The organism is Rheinheimera sp. A13L, assembly GCF_000217935.1.
Classification (GTDB): domain Bacteria; phylum Pseudomonadota; class Gammaproteobacteria; order Enterobacterales; family Alteromonadaceae; genus Pararheinheimera.
Genome location: NZ_AFHI01000056.1, coordinates 104106 through 121053, shown reverse-complemented (window position 1 = coordinate 121053; position 16948 = coordinate 104106). Strand labels below are relative to the sequence as shown.

Annotated in this window: 16 protein-coding genes; 6 read left to right on the top strand and 10 right to left on the bottom strand. The window is 46.7% G+C overall.

The window, feature by feature from the left end; all coding sequences use genetic code 11:
* Positions 1–11 precede the first annotated feature (11 nt).
* Together RHEIN_RS17670 and RHEIN_RS17665 are read left to right on the top strand one after the other, a co-directional pair.
* Positions 12–422, top strand: coding sequence for an ACT domain-containing protein (locus tag RHEIN_RS17670; RefSeq protein WP_008900348.1), 411 nt, complete (start codon positions 12–14; stop codon positions 420–422).
* Between the two features lie 13 nt (positions 423–435).
* Entirely contained in the window at positions 436–822 is a 387-nt protein-coding gene (locus RHEIN_RS17665; RefSeq protein WP_008900347.1) for a DoxX family protein, read from the top strand.
* Here RHEIN_RS17665 and RHEIN_RS17660 read toward each other — a convergent pair.
* Positions 819–1352 (bottom strand): DUF6436 domain-containing protein, encoded by a 534-nt coding sequence (locus RHEIN_RS17660; RefSeq protein WP_008900346.1) that lies wholly within the window; start codon positions 1350–1352, stop codon positions 819–821. The genes RHEIN_RS17665 and RHEIN_RS17660 overlap by 4 nt on opposite strands.
* Entirely contained in the window at positions 1349–2836 is a 1488-nt protein-coding gene (locus RHEIN_RS17655) for a methyl-accepting chemotaxis protein (RefSeq protein ID WP_008900345.1), read from the bottom strand. Before RHEIN_RS17655 ends, RHEIN_RS17660 begins: the two co-directional genes overlap by 4 nt.
* A gap of 250 nt (positions 2837–3086) precedes the next feature.
* On the opposite strand from RHEIN_RS17655, the gene RHEIN_RS17650 reads away from it, so the two are divergent.
* Positions 3087–4787, top strand: a complete 1701-nt coding sequence (locus RHEIN_RS17650) for an alkaline phosphatase D family protein (protein WP_008900344.1) — start codon at positions 3087–3089, stop codon at positions 4785–4787.
* Positions 4788–4807: 20 nt separating this feature from the next.
* On the opposite strand, the gene lnt is transcribed toward RHEIN_RS17650, so the two are convergent.
* From lnt to miaB, 5 genes are all read right to left on the bottom strand, one after another.
* The gene (gene lnt / locus RHEIN_RS17645) at positions 4808–6331 is read right to left on the bottom strand and encodes an apolipoprotein N-acyltransferase (RefSeq protein WP_008900343.1); all 1524 of its coding nucleotides are present in this window, start codon (positions 6329–6331) and stop codon (positions 4808–4810) included.
* Positions 6332–6334: 3 nt separating this feature from the next.
* A complete protein-coding gene (locus tag RHEIN_RS17640) occupies positions 6335–7213 on the bottom strand; it encodes an HlyC/CorC family transporter (protein ID WP_008900342.1) in 879 nt (292 codons plus the stop codon).
* 75 nt (positions 7214–7288) lie between these two features.
* Positions 7289–7750, bottom strand: coding sequence for an rRNA maturation RNase YbeY (gene ybeY / locus RHEIN_RS17635; RefSeq protein ID WP_008900341.1), 462 nt, complete (start codon positions 7748–7750; stop codon positions 7289–7291).
* Between the two features lie 3 nt (positions 7751–7753).
* Positions 7754–8794, bottom strand: a complete 1041-nt coding sequence (locus tag RHEIN_RS17630; RefSeq protein WP_008900340.1) for a PhoH family protein — start codon at positions 8792–8794, stop codon at positions 7754–7756.
* A 158-nt stretch (positions 8795–8952) separates the two neighbouring features.
* Entirely contained in the window at positions 8953–10380 is a 1428-nt protein-coding gene (gene miaB / locus RHEIN_RS17625; protein ID WP_008900339.1) for a tRNA (N6-isopentenyl adenosine(37)-C2)-methylthiotransferase MiaB, read from the bottom strand.
* Positions 10381–10616: 236 nt separating this feature from the next.
* Here miaB and RHEIN_RS17620 point away from each other — a divergent pair, with 236 nt between their 5' ends.
* The 3 genes from RHEIN_RS17620 (at position 10617) to leuE (ending at position 12988) form a co-directional block, all read left to right on the top strand.
* Positions 10617–11024, top strand: a complete 408-nt coding sequence (locus RHEIN_RS17620) for a phosphate ABC transporter substrate-binding protein (RefSeq protein ID WP_008900338.1) — start codon at positions 10617–10619, stop codon at positions 11022–11024.
* Between the two features lie 11 nt (positions 11025–11035).
* Positions 11036–12184 carry a hypothetical protein gene (locus tag RHEIN_RS17615; protein WP_008900337.1) on the top strand — a complete coding sequence of 383 codons (1149 nt, stop codon included), beginning with the start codon at positions 11036–11038 and terminating at the stop codon, positions 12182–12184.
* Positions 12185–12340: 156 nt separating this feature from the next.
* Positions 12341–12988, top strand: coding sequence for a leucine efflux protein LeuE (gene leuE / locus RHEIN_RS17610; RefSeq protein ID WP_040555381.1), 648 nt, complete (start codon positions 12341–12343; stop codon positions 12986–12988).
* 363 nt (positions 12989–13351) lie between these two features.
* Here leuE and RHEIN_RS17605 read toward each other — a convergent pair whose 3' ends face one another.
* The 3 genes from RHEIN_RS17605 to RHEIN_RS17595 all read right to left on the bottom strand — a co-directional run bounded on the left by RHEIN_RS17605 (position 13352) and on the right by RHEIN_RS17595 (position 16941).
* Positions 13352–14206: a DUF2971 domain-containing protein gene (locus RHEIN_RS17605; protein WP_008900335.1), complete on the bottom strand. Its 855-nt coding sequence runs from the start codon at positions 14204–14206 to the stop codon at positions 13352–13354.
* A 178-nt stretch (positions 14207–14384) separates the two neighbouring features.
* Positions 14385–15620 (bottom strand): ABC transporter permease, encoded by a 1236-nt coding sequence (locus RHEIN_RS17600; RefSeq protein ID WP_008900334.1) that lies wholly within the window; start codon positions 15618–15620, stop codon positions 14385–14387.
* Between the two features lie 10 nt (positions 15621–15630).
* Positions 15631–16941 (bottom strand): ABC transporter permease, encoded by a 1311-nt coding sequence (locus tag RHEIN_RS17595; protein ID WP_008900333.1) that lies wholly within the window; start codon positions 16939–16941, stop codon positions 15631–15633.
* Between the last annotated feature and the right edge of the window lie 7 nt (positions 16942–16948).

Here is a 16948-nt window from a genome sequence, read left to right as displayed (position 1 = left end):
GGAGAGCATAAATGACAGTGGCTATTAAAGCTCTGGACCAGTTGCTGAGCACTATGCAGCCCAAATTGGAGCCAGAAGTCTATGTGTATTGTATCTGGCCTTTGGATAAAAGCTGGCTCGGGCCTTTGCCTTTAGCCACTTTTAAAGAAAAGGAAGGCCTGACCTTAGTGCTGACCGAACAACAAGCGGCAGAGTATCAACTGGATATTTTGTTCAGGGCGCGTTGGATCAGCCTGAGGGTGCATTCTGATTTAGAAGCAGTGGGTTTAACTGCAGCTTTTGCCACGGCATTAGCTGATGCCGGTTTAAGTTGTAATGTATTTGCCGGCGCTTTTCATGATCATATTCTGGTGCCTGTGCATCAGGCAGAGGCCGCAATGCTGGTGTTACAGCATTTACAACAAAAATCAGCAAAGCAGTAAGAGGGGAGATTTTATGTCACTACAACAGATTTTTGGCTGGGGTACTTTACGACTGGCACTGGCCGGAATCATAGGGGCACACGGCTGGCACAGGGCTTTAACAGGTGGTGTCGAACCTTTTGGCCAGTGGCTGGACAATCAGGGCTGGCCCATGGGGGTATTAATAGCAGTCGCTATCACTGCTTTTGAAATTATTGGCACTTTATTTCTGGCACTCAACCGTTATGTCACTTTGGTGTGTCTGGGGTATGTGGGCATTTACGCCACTGGTATCGCTATTTTGCATGCCAAAGTAGGCTGGTTTGTCGTAGGACCTGGCCGGAATGGTGCAGAATTCAGTGCCTTGCTGATACTGGTGTTGTTGTCCGTGGCAGTAAACCACTGGCCGTCTCGACGTTAAGGTGTCGGGCATCGGCAGGCGGTACTTTCACCATTCAGCCAAAAGCCGGGTAATAAGGTGGCGCCATTGATAATACTATCCAACACACTGGCGTTATCACTACAGAGCAGATCTGTGGCTAAAGGCCCGGCGTAAATTAGCTGTTTGTGTTGAAATAGCAGTAACAGTGGGGTCGCAATGATATTCAGTCCCAGCTTTTCAGCTTGAGTCTGGCTCAGCTGTTGAATAGCTAAATCAGGCTGGCGTTGTTGCATACGCGATAAGTGATCTTTAGCAAAAGAACTACAACTGCAGTCTGAGTCTGTGATCAGTATGGCTTGCCACTTTGAGTGAGATTCGAGATATTGATTTAACATATGTTGTACTTGCTGAGGCACAAGTGGGTGTTGCCGCCACTGGCTCTGCTGATCAAAGACACCATAATGACTTACGAAAAACCAATAAAAAGCTGCAGCACTGCCAGCCAGCCATAGCAGCACCAACAGAATGGCAGCTTTCAGTTTTCCAGAAGTAACTGGGTTCTGTTTCAACTGGTAAACCTGTTTGCTTCACTCGCCAGTTGGTTAGCAACTCGTTCAATCTGAACCGTACTGTGTTTCACTTGTTCACTGCGTTGCATCTGGGCAACGGCACTGTCATTCAAGTACTGAGCACCTTGCGCCATCTCTGCGCTAGCGTGGCGTTGCTGCTGTAAAGAACCTGCCATAATGTCGGCAGAGCGCGCTACTGACTGGGCTTCTGCCGTAATGGTATTCAACAACTCATCACTGCGTTTGGCTAAACTGACAGTCTGGTCCACCTGACTCAAACAATGCTGCACTGAGCGCACTGAACTTTGGCTTGCTTCGGTTAACGTTTGGATCATACGCTGAATTTGTTCTGTGGATTGCTGAGTGCGACCAGCTAAAGTGCGAACTTCGTCCGCTACGACCGCAAAACCACGGCCTTGTTCACCTGCCCGTGCTGCTTCTATTGCTGCATTTAAGGCGAGCAGATTGGTTTGTTCGGCGATACTTTTAATCACCTCAAGTACAGTGGTGATCTCTTTACTGGATAACGCCATGCTATCTACTTTTTGTCCTGCATCCTGCAAAGTAACAGCCAGAGTCGAAATAGCCGCTATGGTCTGATCTACAGACTCTTTACCCGATACTGAACTCTGCTCAGCTTGTTGAGCTGCGTTTAACACTGCTGCCGCCAGCTCGCCCAGCGCCTGAATACTTTGCGCCATTTCCTCCGAGGCCGCCGCTATACGTTTGACCTGAGTATTTTGTTCATTCATGCCTGACACCAGTTGTTGCCCCTCCTCAGACAGAGTTGCACTTTCACTATGTAGTAAAGCAACAGACTGATTGATGGTTTGCACTGTGTGCTGAATGCCATCCAATGCCTGGTTAAATTGCAACACCAAACGGGAGCGGATGTCCGGGCAGCGCACAGTTAAATTAATATGGGCTGGGTCTGCAACTAACTCTTTGGTCGTTTCCGAGAAGGCCAAACCCACCATCGCCTCTTTGTATGAATTGAGGGTAATGATAATAAGTACTGCAGATTCCACGACCACATAAGCGGCATGTACCACTACGTTGCTAAAGGTCGCATCCTGAGCTGGCATTAAGAAGACCTCGCCATGCCGGGTTTGCAGGTAAGCAAATAATAAATGATGCACAGCTATAGTGCTGGCAGCGACAGCAATCACCATCCAGTCACGAAATGCACTCAAAACCGCTAACAGCACAAAAATACCAAAGTGCAGTTCGGTTACACCGTTGGACTGATGAATGTGTAAGGCGCAAAACAGCATAAAAGATATACCAAAGGCGATACGTGATAAGCGGTGGTCTCTTAAAGTTTTGTACAACACAAAAGGCACAATCAAAGCCGGCAAGCCAATTAATAAGGCAGCTCCCCAGCTTTGGTGCCAACTGGCAAGAGCTAAAGCCAACAGCATCAGTACCAGATTGATGCTGTTCATAATGCGGAACGCTTGTTGACGAAATGGATAGATGTGCATAAAGACCTCGTTTGACCGGTAGCTGGGCTAACCGGGCTCTGTCACTACAACTGCGTCCTGCACTTGATTAAATGTTGGAAAGTTAACAGAAATATTTTTTAAGTCAGGGGCATTGTTACGTTGCTTAGTTACTTTAGATCAGTCTCTGAGTTAAATACCCTCTCTGACCAGACGAAGTGCAGCCCAGACCGATTTTCCGTCATCAAAAAATCATTAAAGCTGACTAAAGTAGTTTTTTTTCGGAGGAACTATGTCGAATTTTAGCAGAAGAAGTTTTTTAAAAAACAGCGCTTTTTTTACCGGTGCAGCCTGGTTAAGTACTGCTGTGTTTGGTTGCAGCAGCTCAGTCAAAACAGCAAAAAACAATAGCCCAATTCAGTTTTTGCATGGTGTTGCCAGTGGCGATCCTTTAACAGACCGGCTGATTTTATGGACTAAAGTGACACCTGAACAACAGCCGGATTCAGTGCAGTTATTGCTGGAAGTCAGTGACAGCGCTGATTTTTCTGTTGTGCAACATCAGCAGCTTTGTCTGGCGCGTAAAGAAGCCAACTATAGCTGCAAAGTTGATTTAATCGGCTTGTTGCCCGGCCGCAGTTATTATTATCGTTTTAGCGACAGCAGGACTGTGTCTGCAACAGGTCATGCGAAAACTTTGCCTGAGGGTGCTGTATCGCAAGTGCGTTTTGCCGTGTTGTCCTGTTCTAATTATCCGGCTGGTTATTTCCATGTGTATCAGCAGGTAGCGCAACAACAACTGGATGCTGTGTTGCATTTAGGTGATTACATTTACGAATACGAGCAAGGTGGTTATGCCACAGAGCGCTCTGTCGAACTAGGCCGGGCTTTAGCTGCAGACAATCTGGGCGAAATTATAAGTCTGACGGATTACCGCAACCGCTATGCTTTATACCGCAGCGACAAAGATTTACAGCAGGCTCATGCCAGTCATAGTTTTATTTGTGTCTGGGATGATCACGAAATCACCAATGATGCCTGGACAGACGGCGCTGAAAACCATCAATCCAATGAAGGGGATTATCAGCAGCGTAAGCTTAATGCGTTACAGGCCTATTACGAGTGGATGCCAATACGGCCCCTTGTGTCCGGCCAGCAACAAAGTTTGTACCGTAGCTTTGCCTTTGGTGATCTGGTCGATTTGCATATGCTCGACACCCGCATTGAAGGGCGTAATGTGCAACTGGAGTATAAAGACTACACCAATCAAAGTACCGGAACCTTTGATACTCAGCGTTTTGTCGGTGACTTAACCCATCCAAACCGTACTTTGCTTGGACAAAAGCAGCAGCAATGGTTGCAAACTCAGTTGATGCGCTCTAAAGCTCACTATCAGGTGCTGGGGCAGCAGGTATTGATGGCGAAAATGATGTTTCCATCTGAGTTGCTGTCAGCTTTTTCTAAACCAGGCCCTGAGCTGGTAAAACAGATTGCAGAACTGTCAGCATTAAAGCAGCGCGCACAGCAAGGTGATAGCAGCCTGACTGCACAGGATAAACAACGTATAGAGTCTGTCGTCGCTTACAACCTGGATGCCTGGGATGGTTATCCCTATGAGCGCGAACTGATTTATCAGACGGCGCAGCAGCAGAATAAACAGCTGGTGGTCCTGGCAGGGGATACCCATAACGCCTGGGCTTCGACTTTACATGATCAGCAAGGTAAAAAAGTCGGAATAGAGCTGGCTACGGCTTCGGTCAGCTCCCCTGGTATTGAGACTTATCTGAAACTGAATACCACGCAAGTGGAGCAATTAGCCGGCGTGTTGCCGACGCTGATTGACGAGCTGGAGTACTGCAATTTACATCAACGGGGTTATTTGCTGGTGTCATTCACTAAAGAACAAATGGATGCACAGTGGTTTTTTGTGGATGACATTACCAAAGCTCAATATCAGACCACCTTGGGACATCAGAAAAGCTATAAGATTTAAGTTGTTTAGGGTCAGAGCTATCAGCTCTGACCCCAGTAGTAACGTCTGAAACTCAACAGTCCAACACACAACAAGCTGATGACAAGCACTGGCCAGTCGCTCCAGATGCTGTATAAAGTACGGCCTTGCACCAGTGGCACTTCAGCTGTTAATACGCCTTCCTCAAACTGAGGTAAACGGCTTAGCTCTTTGCCATCAGCAGTCACCACAGCTGTGATGCCGTTATTGGTGGCGCGAAGTAGTGGGCGGCCTAATTCCAGTGCACGCATTCTGGCTATTTCTAAATGCTGATGAGGGCCAATAGAGGCACCAAACCAGGCGTCGTTACTGACAGTCAGCAGGAAGTGGGTATTGTCATCAAAGTTGGCAATCATTTGACGTGGAAAAGCAATTTCAAAACATAAAGCGGCCAGCAGTGAATAGCCATTGGCTTGTAAATTAGGCTGCAGCCAATCACCACGGCTGAATGAACTCATGGGCAGGTTAAACAGTGGAGCTACATATTTCAGTACATCCTGAAAAGGCACAAATTCGCCAACAGGCAACAAATGATGTTTCTGGTATCGGTTGCTGGTGCTGTATCTGTAATCGCCGTCAGTGGTTTCTTTAGAAAATTTACCAAGAACTATCATGCCGTTATAAGCATCACCGTTTTCTTTGTAATCCAGAATACCTGTGACTACGGCCGTATCGTTTTCTGCCGCCAGCATATCCAGATTAAACAAATAGGCCAAAGCTAAAGGCTCGAGTTGTGGAATAGCTGCTTCAGGCCAAATCATAATGTCGGCATTCAGATGCGGGCGACTGAGCTCCATATACTTGCGCATAGTGATGGCTTCCTGATCCGGATCCCAGCGTAAATCCTGCGCTATATTGCCTTGCACTAAGGCTACCTTCACCTGCTCGCCAGTATCTTGCCAGCCTTTGATGCTGTTTAATGCAGGGCTGACTATCAATACTATGGCCGCAATAGCAGGCCAAACCCAAAGTTTAGATTGCACAGCTATAGCTACAGAGCCTGCAATCAACAGCATTAAAAAGCTGATGCCGGTTTCGCCCAGTACAGATGCCCAGGGGGCCATCCAGCCATCGGTTTGACTGTAACCCACAGATAACCAGGGGAAACCTGTTAAAAACCAGGAACGGATATTTTCAGCGATAAACCAACTGGAGGCTAAGACCAGTGGAAACCAAAAGTTGCCTCGAAAGCGCCAGCCAAACCAAATAGCAAGGGCAGGGAAGAGTGCCAGATAACCTATCAGCACCGCCATAATAGCCAGGCTGGCAATCAGCGGCATGCCGCCAAAAGTGGCGATGCTGACATGCACCCAACTGACCCCCACACCAAACCAGCCCATACCATAGGCATAACCAAACAGGGCGGCCTGTTTTGGACTTTGTGCCTGCAGCAGGCAATACGCCAGTACAGACAAGGTCAGCAGCGGCAACATATGGTAAGTAAAAGGGGCAAAAGCTAAGGTGTTTAATGCACCCAGCCCTGCTAAAAGCAGGGCTGGGAACCAGGAGGTTTTTGACAACAGCAAAAGTTAGTCCTTCTGTAGCGCTGTAGTTTCTGTGGCAGTTTTAGCACGAATGACCTGCAACTGCACCAGACGTCTGCTATTGGCTTTGCTGACTTTAAAGGTCAGATTTTGCAGTTCAATGGTTTCGCCTTTTTCCGGCATATGGCCAAAGGCATGTAACACAATACCGCCTATAGTACCGGCCTCTTCTTCATCGAAGCTGGTGCCGAAACTTTCATTAAACTCGTCGACAGGTGTTAAAGCGCTGACTTGATAAACATGGCTGGCCATTTTTTTGATATCCAGATCTTCTTCATCGTCGTGTTCATCTTCGATTTCACCGACAATTTGTTCCAGAATATCCTCAATAGTAATCAAGCCGGATACGCCACCGTATTCATCGACCACTATGGCCATATGGTAACGTTTCTGACGGAATTCTTTTAATAAGGCGTCCACCCTTTTACTTTCAGGGATAATGACAGCAGGGCGCAACAGGTCGCGCAGGCTCCATTCGGTATTGCCTTGTAAGCTGTGCTGCAGCAAATCTTTAACCAGCAGAATACCTTCGATATGGTCTTTGTCTTCGTTGACCACAGGATAACGGCTGTGGTTGTTTTCCAGCAGCAGCGGCATCATTTGTTCAAGGGACTGGTCAATATTAATGGTAGCCATCTGCGAACGTGGCACCATAATGTCACGGGCGCGCATTTTGGAGACATCCAAAACACCCTGCAACATACTGTGAGTATCGTTATCAATCAGCTTACGCATTGCAGCTTCGTTGATCACTTCAACCAGATCAGATAAATCTTGTGGTTCTGCGGTAAAAATCGCGGCTATACGCTCCAGCCATGATTTGGCGGCAGAACCCCGACTAGAGTGGGAATGGTCGTCACCCATGAGTGAACTTAAGCTCCAAGTAATTAAAAATACAATGCCCACAATAATAGGGGCGATTAAGAAACAAAATAACAGTTAATCTTCTAAAACATAAGGGTTCTTTATACCCAGTTGCTGCAAAATCAGAATTTCTTCTGCTTCCATTTGCTCTGCATCTGCGTCATTTATATGGTCAAAGCCTAATAAATGCAAGCAGCCATGCACCACCATATGAGCCCAGTGATGATGTAATTCTTTGCCTTGCTCTACAGCTTCTGCTGCCACTACCTGAGCACAAATGACTAAATCACCTAATAATGGCAATTCTTCAACCCCTGGTGGCAGTTCAAAAGGGAAACTCAGCACGTTAGTGGGTTTATCTTTTTCACGATAATCAAAGTTCAGTTGCTGACTTTCTGCTTCGTCCACAATACGCACTGTCACTTCAGCTATTTCCTGAAAAGGCAGAATAGCGGCTTCCAGCCATTGCTGAAATTGGGCTTCGGATGGCAGGTTCGGCGCTTCGCTTGCCAGCTGTAAATCCAGGGTAATGCTCATGTTTTAATCTTTACTCGTGTTGGCTGCATCTTTGGCGGCTTGTTTTGCTTCTTCCTGGGCTTCCAGCTTTTTTTGTTCAAAAGCTTCGTACGCCATGACAATTTTTTGCACCACAGGGTGACGTACTACGTCTTTGGCTTTAAAGAAGTTAAAGCTCAGATCCGGTACTTCCGATAAGACGTCCATTGCATGTTTTAAGCCTGAATACTGACCACGGGGTAAATCGACCTGGGTGATATCGCCTGTGATCACGGCTTTGGCGTTAAAGCCAATACGGGTCAGGAACATTTTCATTTGTTCTACAGTGGTGTTCTGGCTTTCATCCAGAATAATAAAAGCATCGCTTAAAGTTCGGCCACGCATATAAGCCAGAGGTGCTATTTCAATCACACCACGCTCTAAGTATTTTTCTACTTTTTCAAAACCTAACATTTCAAATAAAGCGTCGTACAAAGGCCGTAAATAAGGGTCGACTTTCTGCGCTAAATCGCCGGGTAAAAAACCAAGCTTTTCACCGGCTTCTACTGCAGGGCGGGTCAGCACTATACGGCGCACTTCGCCTTTTTCCAGCGAATCGACAGCACAAGCCACAGCTAAATAAGTTTTGCCTGTACCAGCAGGGCCGATACCAAAAGTCACGTCGTGGCGCTGAATATTACGCACATATGCACTTTGATTGGCATTGCGGCCTTTGACTGCCCCTTTTTTGGTTTTAATGCTGACTTGTTCTTCATCAAACTGCTGCTCTGTGGGGTCCTGATGCTGTTGCTGGATCACCAGATGCACCTGCTCCGGGCTTAAAGGCACAGCTTTGCCCTGGGCATTGGCGGTTTCGCCATACAGAGATTCGATGATTTGTTTTACAGGCTCAAGTTGTTCAGTTAAGCCCACTAAACGCAACTGGTTATCGCGGTAGGACACCTGCACGCGGTAACGGCGTTCAATCTGACGCAAGTTATCGTCAAAGGGGCCCCATAAAAAAGCCAGACGTTGAGGTTCAAAAGGGGAGAGAGAAAATTCTAAACTGGTGATCGGGTTATCCAATGCTTTATCTCTTTTGTTTAGCCTTCGTACTTGACGCCGCAGCTTTGTTGACTTCGTGCGTCAGCCCCAGTCACATAGTGAACTATGCTCCCGGGGACTGCCGCCCTTGTCGTCGCGCTGCAACGCCAATTACTTTGGCTGACATTCAGGAGGTGAAACTAAGGAGTAAAAGTTGCCACTCCCAATTCGTCTGTTTTTGCCGCTTTAGCCGCCAGAATTTGTTGTGGCGATACTTCACGACGTAAATCCATCTCTTTTTCAGTGCGGATCACTTTACCTTTTAATGAGTTGGTAAAGACATCAGTCACTAAAATATCTACAAACTGGCCAATCATATCGGGTGAGCCTTCAAAGTTCACCACCCGATTGTTTTCTGTGCGTCCGGTCAGCTCCATAATGTCTTTTTTCGACGGGCCTTCCACCAGAATACGTTGTTCAGTGCCGAGCATAGCACGGGCAATTTGTAATGACTGCTGGTTAATACGGTCTTGCAGCACATACAGACGTTGTTTTTTCTCATCTTCCGATACATCGTCCGGTAAATCGGCCGCCGGAGTACCAGGGCGGGCGCTGTAAATAAAGCTGAAGCTCATATCAAAGTTCATGGCTTTGATGAGATCCATAGTGGCTTCAAAGTCTTCTGCGGTTTCACCAGGGAAGCCGATAATAAAGTCAGATGACATACATAAATTGGGTCGTACTTTTTTCAGCGCACGAATTTTTGATTTGTATTCTATCGCTGTATGGTTACGCTTCATCAGCGCCAGAATGCGATCTGAACCCGATTGCACAGGTAAATGCAGGTGATCGACCAATTCAGGCACATCCCGGTACACTTCGATAATATCGTCTGTAAATTCAACAGGATGCGACGTGGTGTAACGAATACGGTCGATACCATCAATGGCTGCAACTAAACGCAGTAACTCAGAGAAATGGCAGATTTCGCCATCAAAAGTTTCACCACGGTAAGCATTTACGTTCTGACCCAACAGGTTGACTTCACGTACACCTTGTTCTGCCAGCTGAGCTATTTCCAGCAGTACGTCATCAAGCGGACGGCTGACTTCTTCACCTCGGGTGTAAGGCACCACGCAGAAAGTACAGTACTTAGAACAGCCTTCCATAATAGACACGAAAGCGGTAGGGCCATCGGCTTTTGGCTCTGGCATACGGTCAAACTTCTCGATTTCCGGGAATGACACGTCAACCACAGGTGATTTGTTGCCATGCACTGAGTTAATCATTTCAGGCAAACGGTGCAGAGTTTGTGGCCCGAAGACGATATCGACATAAGGCGCACGCTCACGAATGGCTTTGCCTTCCTGAGAAGCCACACAACCACCGACCGCAATAATCAGATCCGGGTTTTTCTTTTTCAGCGGACGCCAGCGACCTAACTGATGGAATACCTTCTCCTGAGCCTTCTCACGAATAGAGCAGGTGTTCAGCAGGATCACGTCCGCTTCAGCAGCATCTTCAGTCAGAGTGTAGCCATGAGTTGCATCCAGCAGGTCTGCCATTTTGGATGAATCGTATTCGTTCATCTGGCAGCCCCAGGTCTTAATGTGCAGCTTTTTGCCCATTTGTGTTGTAGCCCGTAAAAAAGTTAACGCTAAGAAAAAGGACGCGCATTTTATCCTAGTGAGGCTTGAAGTGCCAGCAGTGGATCTTATTAGCAGCTTTTGTCACTGTCGCAGTGGGTGTTTTTCACTAAGAGTTGTTTTTTTATTACATCACTTGCAGAAATTATCGTTTTTAGTGTTTTTGCATTTATTTGGTCTATGCTGAACTGGTATCCGTCAAATAAGGAGTACAGGTAATGCAGAGAGTTGTGTTGTTTATCGCTGGTAGTTTTATAGGCTCAGTTTTTGCCGATATTGCTGTGGTGGTGCATCCATCCAACGCAGCAGCTTTAACTCAGGAGCAAATCTCTCAGATTTATCTTGGTCGCAGTAAAAGTTTTCCTGATGGGAAATCCGTCATTGTATTAGGGCAAAAAGATGCAGCTGCTGCCACAGAAGAATTTAATTCCAAAGTGTTGGGCCGAAGCAATAGCCAGATGAAAGCTCATTGGTCAAAACTGATTTTTACCGGAAAAGGTACTCCGCCACAGGATGTTGAAGGAGACAAAGAAGTGCTGGAGCTGGTTAGCTCTAACCCTAATGCTATTGGTTATGTTGACAAAGCATCAGTCACAGACAATGTAAAAGTAGTAGCGTCCTATTAGAGGTTTGGTTTATGAATCGAGTTTCAATGAAGCTGAGTGTGATGGCGTTGAGCATGGCTGCTGTTTCCGGTCAGACTATGGCGCAGGACTGGAGTTTTAATGGCTCTGGTTTTCTTACTATTGCAGCGGGCAGAGTGTTGACTGGATCGGTTGACGGGAAAAATGAGCTGGGGCTGGACTGTCCTTGCATGATTTCCGATTACGGTCAGACCAGTGTGTACGATCCTGACTGGAGTTTAAAGCCTGACTCAAAGCTTGGTCTGCAAGGTACTTTGCTGATCAGTGACAGGCTAAGTCTGACCGGACAAGTTGTATCCCGGGGTTCTCAGGATGCTGCTGTTGGTTTGGAATGGCTTTATATGAGTTACAGTATTGATGACAACAATACGGTGCAGGTAGGACGTAAACGCATACCGTTGTTTTATTACTCTGAACAACAAGATGTCAGCTTTTCCTACCCCTGGTTACATTTGCCGCCACAAACCTATGGTTGGGAAGCGGTGAATTATAACGGTATTAACTGGAATCATATGCTGAGCCTGGGAAGTTGGGATGGCAATATTAATGTCTTTTATGGCAATGAAACCAGAAGCGACAATGAGTATTTAAAGCTCTACAGCGGGCTTGACAGCGAAAGTGATACACGCTGGAACAATATTGTTGGTGCTGAAATGGTGATGCGCAAAGACTGGTTTGAAGGCCGCTTAATGTACCTGCGATCAGAAAATCAGGGCCGGGTGGTGTCTGATGGGGAAGATTGGTCAGCTTCAGCAGTACAGCATATTCTCGGCGCTTCTGCTGTCATAGATCACCAGAACTGGCTGGTTGTTTCTGAGTTGTTTGTCAGCGACAGAACCGAAACTTATGGCCGCGATCTGGCCTACAGCCTGAGTGTGGGTTATCGAATGGGCGATTGGTTGCCTATGTTGACCTATGGCAAATACGAACAACGTATTACCTCGGATAACCCCGATGGTTACATTGCAGAAGCAGACGCCGAAATCCACGACATGATTTCTTTCACAACCCGCTACGATCTGACCAGCAGTATGTCACTCAAAGTACAGCTGGATAAATGGATGGATCACAGTGGCTCCTGGTTTAAAGAGAACTATGGTGACGCAACCACTTTATCTTTTGGGCTGGATATGGTGTTTTAACTAAAAAAACTCAGGTTGATACTAAATCAACCTGAGCTCCACCTTCTCCACTCACAGCCTGAGCTTTGTGTACAGTGCAGCATATAGAGTGACTTTCCTCTGTTGTATACCCGATAATAACCTTTGATGAAAAGTTAAAGTGATGGTGTGAAGGGCATGATGGAAAGTTTTGGTGTGATTCAGTTCTGGACTTTTTTGGCTGGCGTGGTGGTTATCATCCTGATGCCGGGACCAAATAGTCTGTTTGTGCTGAAAACCAGCATGGTGCAAGGGCCACAGCATGCCTGGTGTGCTCTTGCTGCAGTGTTATTGGGTGATGCGACCTTGATTTTGCTGTCTTACCTTGGCCTTGCCTCTGTGTTGTTAGCCTCGCCAGAGTTATTCCGCTGGATACGTTATTTAGGTGCGGCCTATTTACTCTTTATCGGCGTGCAAATTTTACTGAGTTTGCGCCAATCTAAAGCCAGTACTGATGCACAAACACCACCTGTTGTGGCTGCTGCGACCTGTGCTTCAGTATTTAGAAAGTCCTTGTTATTGAGCCTGACCAACCCGAAGGCCATTTTGTTTTTTCTGTCATTTTTTATCCAGTTTATTGACTCCGGTTTTACTCCCAACTGGGTGCCTTATCTGGTGTTGGCGGTTGTACTGGAAATCATAAGCCTGCTCTACCTGACCACACTGATCTACGCAGGAGCAGCTATAGCCAGCTTCTTCAAAGGCCAACCCAAAGCAGGGCAAGCAGGCAATCTATTGTTAGGCCTGTTATTTACCGGCTTTGCGGTGAGATTGGCTTTGGCGTAGGGCTTTTTAAAATTCCTGCGGCGACTAAAAGATCTCTACAACAACCTAACCTGATGCCGAATGGGCCCCCATTAGGGCGCGAGCCGGACAAAATTGGGTGGCCAAGGTTTTAAGACGAGGAGTGTTTGAGCGAGGAGCGGTAGCGACGAACGAGTTGCCGAGTCGCCTTGGACGCACGATTTTGGGCCGGGCTTTCGCTGCGACCTGGGGTCGCCTTTTATGAATTGCATCCCTGCAATTCACCCTACGGGCCAGCCTTCGGCTGTTAGAAAGTGCATCCTGCACTTTCTTGCTTTGGATACTTTCTTTTGGCGAAGCAAAAGAAAGTATCTCGCCAACGGCGAAACCGTTTAGAAAAACAAACTACTCAATATCACGAATTTCAATGCCAAAATCATCTTCGCTGATTACAGCCTTTGTCAACTTTACATCATGTTTAGTCAGCGTTTTCAAGTCCTCCACAGCATGTTTTAGGTGTTGCAAATTCTCCGGTGATATTCGAACGCCTGCAGTGATCTCGCTAATCCTGAACCCCGCAGGAAGATCAATCTCTGTTCCCATTTCTTTTTCATCTTTAACTAGATTTGGAACTATATAACGAACCTCTTTTTCATAAGCCCAATCAATTGATTTTGTACATAAAACCTTCTCAAAAGCGGCCCCGAATAATAAATCCCAGTGGTTAATTGATTGGCTACGACTAACGTAATTCACGTGGCGTAAATATCCACCCCAGATATGCTCTAGAAAGTAACGGTCAGGGGTGTCTGAGCTATCATTTATTTCGTAGGTGACACAGAAGCCGCTATGACCTTTACCATAGTGTGCCCACATCAATGGGTGGGAACGTTCTTCAGAAAAGCAAGCTATAGCACACAGGTTGGGCAGAAAAGCCCACGAGATCCTTTCAGTGAGTTCACTTTCCTGCTCTAAAATGCCGCCGTACACTGTGGATATATCTTTAAGAAGATTCAAATCAAGTACACTGTGTCCAATGCCATACTGTTGGTCACTACTGAGTATTTCATTAATAAAGTCATAGATTTTTTGTGGCTTGCCTGACATGAGACGAAGGTTTTTATCAAGAGTGTATTTTAGTTCCTGTGGGTCATTGAACTTAGTTGGATTAGACTGCCACAGCTTATTTCTTCGTACAGTTTCCAGTCGAAAATACTTTCCGTCTTTCTCATCAAAATTGAGGTACTGATATAGTTTCATTGCTAATCCTTAAGCATTACAGAAAGGCTTTTTGCATAAGTTTGTGATCTAAAGGCGAGTGTTGATTGTTAGCGATTTTGGCATGTAATGCCACAAACAAAAATCCCTCAGCCGAAGGACAAAAAGCTGAGGGAAAGGTTGGTTACTTTTTACTTACCTGGGAGTCGTTACAGCAGATCTAAGCACGCCCTCTGGTTGCCGTAGCTGGCGAAATTCTCGAAGCCACTAAAGCCGGATAACTGACCGCCAGTTGGCCTACTATCAGCAAGGCCACAACACCTATCACCAATAACACAGGGCTTAACGGGCTCATGCTGAAGGTTGAAACCAGCCAGATATTTAAACCTACAGCACCTGCCGCACCCAGCAGCACACCGGCGGAGCTTATCAGCAGGTTTTCCAGCATAAAGTAGCGCATCACTTGCCACTGACTGGCGCCCAAAGCGCGGCGGGTGCCTATTTGGCGGGTTCGTCTGTTAATGCTGAACATAGCAAGGCCTACAATGCCAAAACCTGTGATCAGTGTCAGCACAATAATGACGGTCAGGAGGGTCGTATTAGTGGCTTGATGCTCCTGATAACTTTTATCACGGGTTTGCTCCATGCTGGTGACGTTGCGGATAATGCGGCCTCTGTCACTTTCGGCCAGCATTTTTTCAATGACAGGCATTAATTCATCACGACGACCAGGTTCGGTGCGGATAAAAAAGCGGCTGCCTTTGTTATCCAGTTGTTGAGGCACCAGCATGCTGCGCTCCACGCCATTCCAGCCGTTCCATGGGGCTTGCAGGGTGTTGATAATGCCTGTGATTTGCACTGGTTGATGATTGTCAATGTAGACAGTTTTGCCTAAGGCGCTTTTCCAGTCACCTTCAAACATAGCTTCTGCTAATGCTTTGGTGATAATGGTTTTAGGAGGCCAGGTGGTACTGCCTTCTTCACGCCAGACGATGTCTGAGCTCTGGAAGTTTTCACCTGCAATCAGCTCCACTCCCAAAGCATTGATGCCGTTTTCGTCCACCATATAGACAGCAGAACCAGTGCCTTCAATATCATCACCAGCTTTGGTTTGCAGGCTCATAGACCAGCCACCACCGCTTAGAGGAATAGCATTGATTTGAGTGGCATCCACCACACCAGGAGTTTGGCGAATACGCTGTAAATCCTGCTGCAACGCTGTCTTCAGATTGTAATTCTGAGCAAAGACAGTGTTGCTCAGATAAAAGGTATTGCTTTCATCCAAACCGCTGGCTCTGGCCATTTGCTGGCTGCGTTCCTGCATCATAAAGATGGCATTCACCATAATGGTCAATGTCAGGGCGATTTGCAGGGCGATCAGCAAAGCGCCAATTTTATTGCGCATTAAGGCGCGGAATATAGGTCCTAACTCTAATCCGGAAAACAGATTTAACATGGCAAACTCCTTATTGGCTTTTCAGCTGAACGGACGGCTGAACCTGACAGGCACGCCATGTGGGATACAAACCGGCTAATAACGCACTGACAATAGCTAAACCAATAGCCATGGCTACTAAAGTCAAATCCAATTGGGCCAAATCGCGGATCCAGTCGCCATACATCACTTTAATGGCTTCAAGCCCCAATATAGCCAGCACTAAACCTAATAAACCACCAGCCAAACCTATGCAGCCTGATTCAATTAAATGCTGAATAAACAAATCGTTACGGCTTGCACCTAAGGCCTGTCGCACTCCAATTTCCGAAGCTTTGCCTAAAAATTTCGCCAGCAATAAACCTACAGTATTGAGTAAACACACCAACAGGAACATCAACGACATGGCCATCATCATGTTGGCGTCGTCTGCGACCACTTGCTGGTTTTCCAGCCACTGCATCACATCACGCAACTTGTTGTTGTCGGTACGGGCAAAGCGGCCATATTGGTTTTGCTCTTTGGCGTAGGCATTCATAAAGCTGAAATAAGCCTCTTTATCCTGCTCTGTGGGTAACTCCACCCACAATTGCAGCCAGATACATTCTGAATCTAAAAAGGCCTGAAAACCTGAACCAGTCGGTTTCCAGCAGTTGGTATTGCCAGAGCGGCTGAATTTTTGCTCGGTAATTAAGCTAAAAGGCACAAAAACTTCTTCTACATCATTAAAAGCACCTGTACTGATGTCATAGAACTTAGGTTTTGGGTTCCATCTGTCGATCACCCCTGTCACTTTGTAGTCTTCACCTGCCATACGCACTGTCTGGCCTGTCGAATCTTTACCACCAAATAAGCGCTCGTTCAGTTCAGCGTTGATTACGATCACCCGTTCTTTTTTCAGATCGGCCTGATGATCCCAGCCCGTGCCATATAAAAAAGGCACATCAAACATAGAAAAAAAGTCAGCACTGTTGGCGCGGCCTTGCACCATAAAAGGCAACACTTCTTTATCCGCAGGTTCAATCACTGCCGCCATACCACTTTGAATACTCTGACGTTTGGCTTTTTGGGCCTGCCATAAATAAGTAGCATCACGATAGGTCAGTTGAGTGGGGGCATCACCGTCGTCGTTAAATGGATTGTTGGGTTGCCAGGCGTCCATTTGCACAAAAAACAGTTGCTCACTTTTTTGGGGAATAGGGTTGGCCGACATCAGATAGTTAACCGTAATGGTGGTCATGGAGGCGCCAATACCTAAACCTATGGCGCACACCATCAGCAGCGTCATACCCCAGGTGCGTTTGCAGCTTAAGTAAGCCAGCTTTACATAATAAGAAAACATAGCCGCT

Excerpts from the sequence above, each read along its gene's own strand:
- RHEIN_RS17615 (WP_008900337.1), top strand. The coding sequence starts at position 11,036 with ATGAATCGAGTTTCAATGAAGCTGAGTGTGATGGCGTTGAGCATGGCT.
- miaB (WP_008900339.1), bottom strand. The coding sequence starts at position 10,380 with ATGGGCAAAAAGCTGCACATTAAGACCTGGGGCTGCCAGATGAACGAA.
- RHEIN_RS17640 (WP_008900342.1), bottom strand. The coding sequence starts at position 7,213 with ATGGGTGACGACCATTCCCACTCTAGTCGGGGTTCTGCCGCCAAATCA.
- RHEIN_RS17670 (WP_008900348.1), top strand. The coding sequence starts at position 12 with ATGACAGTGGCTATTAAAGCTCTGGACCAGTTGCTGAGCACTATGCAG.
- RHEIN_RS17595 (WP_008900333.1), bottom strand. The coding sequence starts at position 16,941 with ATGTTTTCTTATTATGTAAAGCTGGCTTACTTAAGCTGCAAACGCACC.
- RHEIN_RS17620 (WP_008900338.1), top strand. The coding sequence starts at position 10,617 with ATGCAGAGAGTTGTGTTGTTTATCGCTGGTAGTTTTATAGGCTCAGTT.
- RHEIN_RS17600 (WP_008900334.1), bottom strand. The coding sequence starts at position 15,620 with ATGTTAAATCTGTTTTCCGGATTAGAGTTAGGACCTATATTCCGCGCC.
- RHEIN_RS17665 (WP_008900347.1), top strand. The coding sequence starts at position 436 with ATGTCACTACAACAGATTTTTGGCTGGGGTACTTTACGACTGGCACTG.
- RHEIN_RS17655 (WP_008900345.1), bottom strand. The coding sequence starts at position 2,836 with ATGCACATCTATCCATTTCGTCAACAAGCGTTCCGCATTATGAACAGC.
- RHEIN_RS17650 (WP_008900344.1), top strand. The coding sequence starts at position 3,087 with ATGTCGAATTTTAGCAGAAGAAGTTTTTTAAAAAACAGCGCTTTTTTT.
- ybeY (WP_008900341.1), bottom strand. The coding sequence starts at position 7,750 with ATGAGCATTACCCTGGATTTACAGCTGGCAAGCGAAGCGCCGAACCTG.
- RHEIN_RS17605 (WP_008900335.1), bottom strand. The coding sequence starts at position 14,206 with ATGAAACTATATCAGTACCTCAATTTTGATGAGAAAGACGGAAAGTAT.
- leuE (WP_040555381.1), top strand. The coding sequence starts at position 12,341 with ATGATGGAAAGTTTTGGTGTGATTCAGTTCTGGACTTTTTTGGCTGGC.